Consider the following 11,373-nt stretch of genomic DNA (forward strand, 5'->3'; position numbering starts at 1 on the left):
GTCTTGATCGCGACGAGTTCGGAGACATCGTGCAGCCAGTGCAGCACCTCTTCGGCCTCGGTGGAGGTGAGCGCGTTGAGAAGCTTGCCGCGCCCGGTCGGGACGAGGAAGAACACGCTCCACAGCGTCGTGCCGAGCTCGAGGACCGTCTTCAGGATGGCGGGCAGCTCGTGGACGGTGTCGCGGGTGACGGTCGTGTTGATCTGCAGCCGGCAGCCGACGTCGCGCACCATCCGTGCGGCGACCATCGTGTCGTCGAAGACCCCGTCGACACCGCGGAAGGCATCATGGGTCGCCGCGGATGCCCCGTCGAGGGAGAGCGACACCGCCTTCGCTCCGGCGTCGTGCAGCTCGACAAGGACCTCCCGGGTGAGGCGTGGGGTGACGGAGGGCGAGAGGGCCATGCTGAGGCCCAGGCCCGTTCCGTGGGCCACGAGTTCGGGGAGGTCGGGGCGTTCGAAGGGGTCGCCGCCGGTGAGGACGACGAGCGGGCGGGGCGTGCCGAACGACGCGAGATCGTCCAGGAGCTTCCGGCCCTGGTCGGTGGTCAGCTCGAAGGGATTGCGGGTGCGAATGGCGTCCGCACGGCAATGCGTGCAGACGAGCTGGCAGGCCCGCGTCACCTCCCAGATCACGATGAAGGGACGCTCGCCGGCATCGTGGTGCAGGTGTCGAACGGCGCGCGTTGCGGTGTCAGTCACGTGATCCTGGTCCGGTACAGCTCGAATGCGCACCTCAGTTGTTTTTACCACACTTATAGGGAAAACTAGGGGTGTGCCTGCCTCCGACCTCGATGCCCGTACCCACCGCGCCCTCTCCGGCGTGAGCCGGGTCGCCGTCCTCGACGTGCTGCGCACCCACCGGATGCCGCTGGACGTTCCCGCACTCGCGGCGGCGGTCGGCCTGCACCCCAACACCGTTCGCTCGCACCTCGAACGGCTCCTCGAGGTCGGCCTCGTGACCGAGACGGTCGAGGCGCGGACGCGACCTGGCCGTCCCCGCCTGCTCTACGCCGCGGTACCGCCCGAGGCGGAACCCGCCGGGCCCGGTTCCGCCGGGCCGGCAGAATCCGGGACCTCCGAGGACTCCTACCGACTCCTCGCGGGCCTCCTCGCGGACAGCCTTGCCGCAGGAGCCCCCGACGCGCGCCCCGGCAATGAAAAGGCCGGCGACGCCGGGCGACGCTGGTCGGAACAGTTCGTGCCCGCCGACGAGCCAGCTGCCGGTCCGGTTGATCCCGCTGGAGCGATCGACCGGGTGGTCGAGATCCTCGACGGCGTTGGTTTCGCCCCCGCCCTGTCGGAGGACCGCACCGCGATCGAACTGCATCACTGTCCGTTCCTGGACGTCGCGAAAGACCACAGCGCCATCGTGTGCTCCGTGCACCGCGGACTGATGCAGGGTGCACTGGACCGGATGCACGCGCCCACCATCGGCATCCGCCTCGAGCCGTTCGTGCGCCCGGGGGTATGCGTCGCACATGTGCTCTACTCCTCAAACCCGGCACACCATGGCGGCTTCCTGACAAAGAGCGGATAGTAGACCCATGTCTTCGAGCCCACCGTCGAGCTACCGCACGCTCGCGTCGTTCAGCAGAATCAAACTGCTGTACTTTCTGCAACAGCGCGGGACGATGACGGTCGGCGACCTCGCCGAGGCCACCGGGCTGCACCACAACACGACACGCGAACACCTGCAACGCCTGATCAATGACGGATTCGTCACCTGTGAACCCGAAGAGCGCGACGTCAAGGGCCGGCCGCGGATGCTCTACAGTGCGGCTGCCGGCGTCGACCATCGGGAGGGCTCGATCCGGGTCGCGAAGATCGAGGCCGCCGAACGGCGCGGCGACCTGGTCCGGCGGATGCTGCCGGTCAGCGCCGCGATCGACTCGCCCTTGCAGCGGCAACTGGACGCCCTCGACGACCACCTCGACCAGACCGGGTTCGACGGGCGGATCGACGCGGACGGGCGTCACGTCAGGCTGCACGATTGTCCGTACATCGAGATGGTCAAGGAACACCCGGAGGTCTGCCGCGTGCACCTCGGCCTGCTCCAGGGGATCCTGCAGCAGACCGGCGGTCCGCTGACGGCCGACGCGCTGCATCCGCTCGACGAGCCGGACTCCTGCACACTGGACCTCCGGCACTCCGACGAGGGTGCTGAGTGTGAGGAATCCGAGGGGGCCGATGCCGGGCCCGTTCGGGTGCCCACCGAGACCGACGTGGTTATTATTCACGGCGTTTTCCGCTTGTAGCCCGTTCGGGTGCCCGTGAGACTCGGATGCGAGGGTGGTTGCTGAATCGGCAATGCCCGGCACCGCAAGGGGTATGTCGTGAAAACTCTCAAGAACTCGAGCTTCTCGAAGCGCAAAGCCGGCCAGCCCGGCATCAAACCGGGCATCGACGGCCCGATCGCGGACAGCATCCTGAACCTCGGCCGTTTCCTTCGCAGGGGCGAGACCTCGCCGGACCTGCGCTCCCTGTTCCTCGAAGGCGGCAGGGACGCCGACAGCTTCTATCGCGACCGCTGGACCCACGACAAGGAGGTGCGGTCCACCCACGGCGTGAACTGCACCGGCTCCTGTTCGTGGAAGGTGTACGTCAAGGACGGCATCATCACCTGGGAGACCCAGCAGACCGACTACCCCTCCGTCGGCCCTGACTCGCCGGAGTACGAACCCCGCGGCTGCCCCCGTGGCGCAGCATTCAGCTGGTACACCTACTCGCCGACCCGGGTGCGGTACCCCTACGTGCGCGGCGTGCTGCTCAACCTCTACCGTGAGGCGAAGGCACGCCTCGGCGACCCGGTGCTCGCCTGGGCCGACGTCACCGGCAACCCCGAGTCTGCCAAGGCCTACAAGAGCGCTCGCGGCAAGGGCGGCCTGGTGCGCGCGAGCTGGGACGAGGCCGCGGAAATCGTCGCCGCCGCCCACGTGCACACCATCAAGACCTACGGGCCGGACCGAATCGCCGGTTTCTCGCCGATCCCGGCGATGTCGATCGTCTCGCAGGGCGTCGGCAACCGCTTCATCTCCATGCTCGGCGGCACGATGCTGTCCTTCTACGACTGGTACGCCGACCTCCCCGTCGCGAGCCCGCAGGTTTTCGGCGACCAGACCGACGTCCCGGAATCCGCCGACTGGTGGAACTCGTCCTACCTGATCATGTGGGGCTCGAACGTGCCGGTCACCCGCACCCCCGACGCCCACTTCATGGTCGAGGCCCGGTACCGTGGACAGAAGGTCATCACGGTCTCTCCCGACTACGCCGACAACTCCAAGTTCGCCGACGAATGGCTCGCCGTTCACCCCGGCACCGACGGCGCCCTTGCGATCGCGATGGGCCACGTCGTTCTCAAGGAGTTCCTCGTCGACCGGCGGACCCCGCGTTTCGTCGACTACATGAAGCGCTACAGCGACTCCGCCTACCTGATCACGCTCACGAAACGCGGCGACGCCTGGGTGCCCGGCAAGTTCATGACGGCGGATGCCCTCCCCGACACCGAGCCGACGGTCGCGAGCGCGGCGTTCAAGCCGATCCTCCTCGACCAGGACGGCCGCACCGTCATCCCGAACGGATCGATCGGACACCGCTTCTCCGAGACCGACGTCGGCAGGTGGAACCTCGACCTCGAGGGCGTCGACCCGCTGCTCTCGATCATGGACGCGCCGGACTACGACGGCGCATCCGCTTCGGTCGACCTGCCGCGCTTCGACGTGTCGCCGACGACAGACGACGCGGGGGAGCAGCAGGCCGGCGGCGCCGGTATCATCCGCCGCGGCGTGCCCGTGCGGCGCGTCGCCGGCGAACTCGTGACGACCGTCTTCGACCTCCTCCTCGCCCAGTACGGCGTCGGTCGCGACGGGCTGCCGGGCATCTGGCCAACGGGCTACGACGATGCGTCCTCGCCCGGCACCCCTGCCTGGCAGGAGGCCATCACCTCGGTGCCGATGCAGGCTGCTGAACGCATCGGCCGCGAATTCGCGCAGAACGCCGAGGAATCGGGCGGTCGCTCGATGATCCTGATGGGGGCAGGCACGAACCACTGGTTCCATTCCGACACGATCTACCGGGCCTTCCTCGCCCTCACGACGATGACCGGCTGCCAGGGCGTCAACGGCGGCGGCTGGGCCCACTACGTCGGGCAGGAAAAGGTCCGCCCGCTCACCGGCTACGGACAATACGCCTTCGGCCTCGACTGGGTGCGCCCTCCCCGCCAGATGATCGGCACCGGCTTCTTCTACCTCGCGACCGACCAGTGGCGCTACGACGGGCTGTCCGCCGACACCCTCTCGAGCCCGCTCGGAGTCGGTACCTTTGCCGGCCGCACCACCGCGGACTGCCTTGTCGAATCGACGAAGCGCGGCTGGATGCCGAGCTACCCGACGTTCAACCGGAATTCGCTCGACCTCGTCGACGACGCCGTCGCCGCCGGGGTCGACCCGGCCCAGTACGTGGTCGAGTCGCTGGAGGACGGCAGCCTCGCGTACTCGGTCGAGGACCCCGACGCACCGGAGAACTTCCCTCGCGTGATGGTCGTCTGGCGGGCGAACGTACTCGGCTCTTCCGGCAAGGGCAACGAATACTTCCTCAAGCACCTGCTCGGCACCACGAGTGCCGTGCGCGCGCCCGAATCCCCGCCGGAGAAGCGCCCGAAGACGATAAAGTGGCACGAGTCCGCTCCGGAGGGAAAGCTCGACCTCCTCGTGACGAGCGACTTCCGGATGACCTCGACGACCGTCTTCAGCGATGTGGTCCTGCCGCCGGCCACCTGGTACGAGAAGAACGACCTGTCGACGACGGACATGCATCCGTTCATCCACTCGTTCAACCCCGCGATCACGCCGCCGTGGCAGGCGAAGACCGACTTCGACATCTTCCACATCCTCGCGAAGAAGATCTCCGAGCTCTCGGTCGACCACCTCGGCGTGCGCCGGGACATCGTCGCCGTGCCCCTGACGCACGACACCCCCGATGCGATGGCGACCCCGCACGGAACCGTGCAGTACGGCCAGCCGCTCGTGCCCGGCATCACGATGCCCAAGCTCGTCGTCGTCGAGCGCGACTACCCGGGCTTCGCAGACAAGCTCGGCGCACTCGGCCCGCTCACCGCGAAACTGGGCATGGTCACGAAGGGCGTCAAGTTCAATCCCGATGTCGAGGTCGAGTACCTCGGCCGGAAGAACGGTCTCGTCGAGAGCGGCCCCGCTGCCGGCCGGCCGCGCCTCACGACCGCGATCCACGCCTGCGAGATGGTGCTGGCCCTCTCCGGCACCACGAACGGCCGTCTCGGCACCCAGGGCTTCCGGCAGCTCGAGGAGCGCACGGGCATGAAGCTCGCCCACCTCGCGAGCGACAACGAGGGCAGGCGCTTCTCATACCCGGATGTCCAGGGCGCGCCCGTCCCCGTCCTCACCTCCCCGGAGTGGTCCGGCAGCGAGCACGGCGGTCGCAGGTACAGCGCCTTCACGATCAACGTCGAGCACCTCAAACCGTGGCACACGCTGACCGGGCGGCAACACTTCTACCTCGACCACGACTGGATGATCGAGCTCGGGGAGCAGCTGCCGATCTTCAGGCCGCCGCTCGACATGCACCGCCTGTTTGACGACTCGATCGTCGGTTCCACGGCGGCGACCGGTTCGACGGGGTCGAAGGGCCGCGCGGAGGTCGCCGTGCGCTACCTGACGCCGCACTCGAAGTGGTCGATCCACTCCGAATACCAGGACAACCTGATGATGCTCTCGCTGTCCCGCGGCGGGCCGACGATCTGGATGTCACCGCAGGACGCCGACAAGATCGGCGTGCGCGACAACGAATGGATCGAGTCGTACAACCGCAACGGCGTCGTCGTCGCACGGGCCATCGTCTCGCACCGGATGCCGGAGGGCACCGTGTACATGTACCACGCGAAGGACCGCACGATCAACGTACCGATCGCCGAGACGAGCGGCATGCGCGGCGGAACCAACAACTCGCTGACCCGGATCCTGCTCAAGCCCAGCCACCTGATCGGCGGCTACGCCCAGCTGTCCTTCGCCTTCAACTACCTCGGCCCGACCGGGAACCAACGCGACGAGGTCACCGTGATCCGTCGACGCAGCCAGGAGGTTGAGTACTAAATGCGCGTAATGGCCCAAATGTCGATGATCATGAATCTCGACAAGTGCATCGGCTGCCACACCTGCTCCGTGACCTGCAAGCAGGTCTGGACCAACCGCACCGGCGTCGAATACGTCTGGTTCAACAACGTCGAGACGCGGCCAGGCCTCGGTTACCCGAAGCGGTACGAGGACCAGGAGAAGTGGAACGGCGGCTGGGTGCGCAACAAGCGCGGACGCCTGAAACTGCGCTCCGGCGGCCGGCTCAAGCGGCTCGCCACGATCTTCAACAACCCCGACCTGCCCGTCATCGACGACTACTACGAGCCGTGGACCTACGACTACGACATGCTCACCAAAGCTCCGCTCAGCACCGAGAGTCCCGTCGCCCGACCCAAATCCCTACTGACCGGCAAGAACATGGACATCAAGTGGTCAGGCAACTGGGACGACGACCTCGGTGGTTCCCAGGAGACCGCGGCGGAGGACCCCATCCTCGCGACGATGAGCGAGCACGTGAAGATGGAGTTCGAGAACACCTTCATGTTCTACCTGCCACGGATCTGTGAGCACTGCCTGAACCCGGCCTGCGTCGCGGCGTGCCCATCCGGTGCGATGTACAAGCGCGAGGAGGACGGCATCGTCCTCGTCGACGAGGATGCCTGCCGCGGCTGGCGGATGTGCGTCTCGGCCTGCCCATACAAGAAGGTCTACTTCAACCACAAGACCGGCAAGGCGGAGAAGTGCACCCTCTGCTATCCGCTGATCGAACAGGGCAAGCCGACCATCTGCTCGGAGACCTGCGTCGGTCGACTGCGCTACCTGGGCCTGATGCTCTACGACGCCGACGCCGTGCTCGCCGCCGCCGCGATCGAGAACGACCAGGACCTGCTCGAGGCCCAGCGCGGGGTGTTCCTCGACCCGTTCGACCCCGAGGTCATCGCCGCGGCGAAGGCGGAGGGCATGGAGGACGACTGGATCCTCGCCGCGCAGAACAGCCCGATCTACAAGCTCATCTCCGAGTACAAGGTCGCCCTGCCGCTGCACCCCGAGTATCGAACGATGCCGATGGTCTGGTACATCCCGCCGCTGTCCCCGGTCGTCGACGTCATCTCGACGACGAACAACGACGGTGAGGACGCCCGCACCCTGTTCGCCGCAATCGACAAGCTGCGCATCCCCATCGAATACCTCGCCGGGCTGTTCTCGGCCGGAGATGTCGTCCCGGTCGAATCCTCGCTGCGGAAGCTCGCCGCGATGCGTTCGTACATGCGCGACATCAACCTCGGCCGGGACCGCGACGAGTCCATCCCCGAGGCCGTCGGCATGACCGGCACCGAGATCGAAGCAATGTACCGCCTCCTCGCGATCGCCAAGTACGAGGACCGTTACGTGATCCCGAAGGCGCACGTCGAGACGGCGCGCGAGCTCGAGGAGCTCGCGTGCTCGCTCGACACCGACGGCGGCCCCGGCATGGGCGGCCCGACGTCGACCGCCGCAGGGCCCTATGGCAAGACACCGGGAATGCCGTTCAACGCGACGGTCGACAACTACAACGAGATGATCGGCAAGGGCGGGGAGAAGACCAAGCCGACAACGCCCGGCCGGCTCAACCTGTTGAATTGGAACGGCTCGGGGGCGCCGAAGGGCCTGTTCCCGCCGATCCCGCCGATCATTCCGCCCGTCGCCGACACCGGGAGCCCCGCATGAGGCTCCCAAAGCTTCCGCCGCGCACCGTCAGGGCGATTCCGCTCAGTGCGGAGGACGGCGCCATCGCGCACATGGCGGCGTCGATCCTGCTCGATTATCCAACCATCGAACGCCGGGCGCGGTTTGCGGTCGTCGCCGAATCGGTCACGCTGCTGCCCGACCCGCTTCGGCACGCCTTCGAGGCGTTCCTTGGCGCGGCCGGCACCATGGACCAGCAGCAGCTCGAGGTGCACTTCACGGCCACGTTCGACCTCAAACGCAAGTGCTGCCCGTACCTCTCGTACTACGCCGCCGGCGACACCCGTCGCCGGGGCATGGCGCTGGTGCGCTTCGTCGAGGCGTATCGCGCGGCCGGCTGGGAGGTCGCGGCGGACGAACTGCCCGACTACCTTCCGATGGTGCTCGAATTCTCGGCGCTCAGCGATTCGCCCATCGCACGGGAGCTGCTGGCGGCACACCGCGACGGGATCGAGGTGCTCCGCACCGCACTCGAGACCATCGAGAGCCCGTACGCGCACGTCGTCGAAGCGGTCTCCCTCTCACTCCCGAGCATCGATGAGGAAACCCGCGAACGCTACCTGAACCTCGTGAACGAGGGCCCGCCGACGGAGACGGTCGGCATGACCTTCCTCGGCAATCTCAAACCATTTTCGCCGTCCGGCATCGCGAGTGAGGAACTCAGGGTATGAACCCGATCGACTTTCTACTGTGGGTGGCGTTCCCGTACGCGGCCATGGCCGTGTTCGTGGTCGGCCACATCTTCCGGTACCGGCACGACCAGTTCGGCTGGACTTCCCGGTCGAGCCAGGTCTACGAGAACCGGCTGCTTCGCTGGGGATCACCGATGTTCCACTACGGCATCCTGATGGTTCTCGGCGGCCACGTCGTCGGGCTCCTGGTTCCCAAGGAATGGCTCGAATTCGTCGGCGTCTCCAATGAGATCTACCACGTCGGCGCGACCTGGCTCGGCAGTATCGCGGCCGTCCTCACCCTCGCCGGGCTTGCGATCCTGATCTACCGGCGGCGGCTGAACACCCGGGTGCTGCTCGCCACAACGGTGATGGACAAGGTCATGTACCTGCTCCTCGGGGCGACCCTGCTGTTCGGGACCACCGCCACCGTGCTGTTTCAGGTGCTCGGTGCCGGCTACGACTACCGCGGAACCATCTCACCGTGGGTGCGCGGGCTGCTCTCGGCCCAGCCGGACCCGTCGCTGATGGCTCATGTGCCGTTCTTCTTCCAGCTGCACGTACTGACCGCGACCCTGCTGTTCCTGCTCTGGCCGTTCACCAGGCTCGTGCACGTGTTCTCGGCCCCGATCGGCTACATCGTGAGACCGTACATCGTCTACAGGTCGCGCGACTCTCACAGGGGATCCGGCGCGCGCAAGGCCCGCCGCGGCTGGGAGAAGAGCGTACTGCCGGCATCCGCCAGGGACAGGGACGACGCTCGCCGCTAGTCGGACCCGCCTCACTTCGCTCCAGAGAAGCGGCCGCACGACACCGATGCGGGGGGGCGCTTCGTCGTCCCCGCTGGTCTTCGCTCATCCCCGTGTTAACTCAGGAAGACCGGGCGGGCGCGACGAAGGCCCCCGCTCCAGAGAGCGGCGGCCTTCGTCGTGGTGGTGCCAGGTGGTGCGCTGAGCCGGCGGCCGGGTGGTGCCGGTCAGCTCGGGTACGGAGCGCCGGGACGTGCGTAGTAGTGCCACGCGAGCCAGGTGCAGAAGACGCAGAAGACCGCGCAGCCGACGAAGAACGCGGTGGGACTGATCGCCGTGAGCGCGATGCCTACGATGAACGGGCCGAATGCCGCGATGGCGCTCGTCCAGGCGATCGCCCCGCCGGCCTGCCGCTTGGGGAAGATCATCGGCATCTGCTTGAACGTGCCGGCGTTCGCAAATCCCGCGAAGGTGAAGATGATGAGCATCCCGGTGAGGAAGCCCCAGAAGTCGGACACGCTGCTCGGGCTGAGGAAGAACGCGGTGACCACGGTGCCGACGGTCATGCCGATACCCCCGATCAGGGTGAAGATCGCGCCGCCCCACCTGTCGCAGAACGGACCGCTGGCCGCGCGCACGAGGGCGCCGACGACGGGGCCGATGAAGGCGAAGGCGAGCGGATTCGGGGCATCGGGAAAGTGCCCGTAGACGTTCAGGATGATCAGGCCCATCTGTGCAGCGAGGCCGCTGTACGCACCGAAACTCATCAGGTAGATGGCCGTCATGATCCAGGTGTGCTTGATCCTGAAGATGTCCATCTGCTGGCGGAAGTTCGCCGTGACCGGGACCCGGCGCAGATAGACGATCGCGAGGACGACGGCGAGGAGTGCCCAGGGGATCAGGACGAGGCCGCCGTTGTGCAGCCAGACCAGGTCGCCCTTGGCGCTGCTCTGAGGGGTGAGCGCCGCGGTGCCGAGCAGGCCGAAGCCGACGACCCACGGCAGCAGCAGCTGCATGAGGCCGATCCCGAAGTTACCGATGCCCGCCTGAAGTCCGAGCGCGGTGCCGGCGAGGCGCTTGGGAAAGAAGTAGCTGGTCGAGGCCATGAATCCGGAAAACGTCCCTCCGCCGATGCCGGCGGAGAAGGCGAGCGCGAGCAGCACCCAGTATGGGGTCGCAGTGTCGCGGGCCGCGAGCGTCCAACCGAGCATCGGCAGGACGAGGAGGGCGGACGACATGGCCACGAGGGACCGGGTGCCCATGATCGGCGGCAGGAACATGAAGACGAGTCGCAGCAATCCGCCGGCGAGTCCGGGGATGGCCACAAGCCAGTAGAGCTGGCCGGGCGCGAGGGAATAGCCGATGTCGTTCAGACGTGGGGCGATCGCGCTCACGAGGTACCAGGCCGCAAAGGCAAGCGTCAGGCTGAAGGTCGTGATCCACAGGGTGCGCCACGCGAGCTTGGGATCCCAGGTTTCTTCATTCTCCGGATCCCAGTTGGAGAGGTCTGGTTTGAGCTTCGACGAGACGAGTGCGGAAGGGACTGACATGTGCTTCCTCGGACTAGGTGGTTTCGGGCCGTGCGGCCCGCGTAACTACCACCCTGACCGTGCGTGCGGACCTCGACAATCGCGGAACACCGTGAAAAATCATTCCCCTCCGATCAGGCCGGGTCAGTCGGATCGTGCCGCTCACACCCGGTCCGCGTCGATCTGCGGTTCAGCCGCCGGCGAAGGGGGGCAACACGTCGACGGTGTCGGTCCCGGCGAGGGGCACCGCGTCATCCGCTGCCCTGATGCCGTTGACCAGCAGGGAACAGCGCGACAGGATCCTGGCGAACTCGGTGCCGTGGCGGTCGGCCAGGAGCGTACGGAGATCGCCGATGCTGGCAACGTCGACGGTCGTGGTCTCAGTGCCCGCGGACTCTGCCACGGCCGCGAAGAAGCGGATGCCGGCCACTAGCGGGTCTCGGTGGGGTGTGTCTTCGCCCACTCGAGGGCCAGCCCGGTGGCGGTGGCGCAGGCCTGCTCGATGTCTGCTGCGGTGCCGCCGTTGCGGGCAGCGGCGAAACCGACGAGGAACGTGCTGAGCGGGGCGGCGGGGCGGGCGACGCCGTGCGCGA

General features: G+C 67.1%; 10 protein-coding genes. 6 read left to right on the top strand and 4 right to left on the bottom strand.

The genetic code is table 11. The features are described 5' to 3' along the window. A partial coding sequence (locus tag QN345_RS10065) for a radical SAM protein (RefSeq protein ID WP_323508617.1) occupies positions 1-701 on the bottom strand: 701 nt, incomplete at its 3' end. 73 nt (positions 702-774) lie between these two features. On the opposite strand from QN345_RS10065, the gene QN345_RS10070 reads away from it, so the two are divergent. The 6 genes from QN345_RS10070 (at position 775) to narI (ending at position 9,272) form a co-directional block, all read left to right on the top strand. Then, complete coding sequence (locus QN345_RS10070; protein WP_166787360.1) at positions 775-1,539, top strand: helix-turn-helix transcriptional regulator; 765 nt, start codon at positions 775-777, stop codon at positions 1,537-1,539. Positions 1,540-1,546: 7 nt separating this feature from the next. Continuing rightward, positions 1,547-2,257 carry a helix-turn-helix transcriptional regulator gene (locus tag QN345_RS10075; RefSeq protein ID WP_322189624.1) on the top strand — a complete coding sequence of 237 codons (711 nt, stop codon included), beginning with the start codon at positions 1,547-1,549 and terminating at the stop codon, positions 2,255-2,257. A 132-nt stretch (positions 2,258-2,389) separates the two neighbouring features. Next, positions 2,390-6,124: a nitrate reductase subunit alpha gene (locus tag QN345_RS10080; protein WP_322189828.1), complete on the top strand. Its 3,735-nt coding sequence runs from the start codon at positions 2,390-2,392 to the stop codon at positions 6,122-6,124. After that, a complete protein-coding gene (narH, locus tag QN345_RS10085) occupies positions 6,125-7,813 on the top strand; it encodes a nitrate reductase subunit beta (RefSeq protein ID WP_322189625.1) in 1,689 nt (562 codons plus the stop codon). Next, complete coding sequence (gene narJ / locus QN345_RS10090; protein ID WP_322189626.1) at positions 7,810-8,502, top strand: nitrate reductase molybdenum cofactor assembly chaperone; 693 nt, start codon at positions 7,810-7,812, stop codon at positions 8,500-8,502. Before narH ends, narJ begins: the two co-directional genes overlap by 4 nt. Beyond that, positions 8,499-9,272 (top strand): respiratory nitrate reductase subunit gamma, encoded by a 774-nt coding sequence (gene narI, locus QN345_RS10095; protein ID WP_134448902.1) that lies wholly within the window; start codon positions 8,499-8,501, stop codon positions 9,270-9,272. Before narJ ends, narI begins: the two co-directional genes overlap by 4 nt. A gap of 206 nt (positions 9,273-9,478) precedes the next feature. On the opposite strand, the gene QN345_RS10100 is transcribed toward narI, so the two are convergent. The 3 genes from QN345_RS10100 to QN345_RS20585 all read right to left on the bottom strand — a co-directional run. Further along, positions 9,479-10,801, bottom strand: a complete 1,323-nt coding sequence (locus QN345_RS10100; protein ID WP_134448903.1) for an MFS transporter — start codon at positions 10,799-10,801, stop codon at positions 9,479-9,481. Between the two features lie 169 nt (positions 10,802-10,970). After that, complete coding sequence (locus tag QN345_RS10105) at positions 10,971-11,210, bottom strand: MoaD/ThiS family protein (RefSeq protein ID WP_134448904.1); 240 nt, start codon at positions 11,208-11,210, stop codon at positions 10,971-10,973. Next, positions 11,210-11,373: DUF6457 domain-containing protein (locus QN345_RS20585; RefSeq protein ID WP_416347658.1), on the bottom strand; the 164-nt coding region annotated here is incomplete at its 5' end. The genes QN345_RS10105 and QN345_RS20585, both read right to left, overlap by 1 nt.

The sequence above is a fragment of the Cryobacterium sp. 10I1 genome (genome assembly GCF_035019805.1).
In the GTDB taxonomy this organism is placed as follows: domain Bacteria; phylum Actinomycetota; class Actinomycetes; order Actinomycetales; family Microbacteriaceae; genus Cryobacterium; species Cryobacterium glucosi.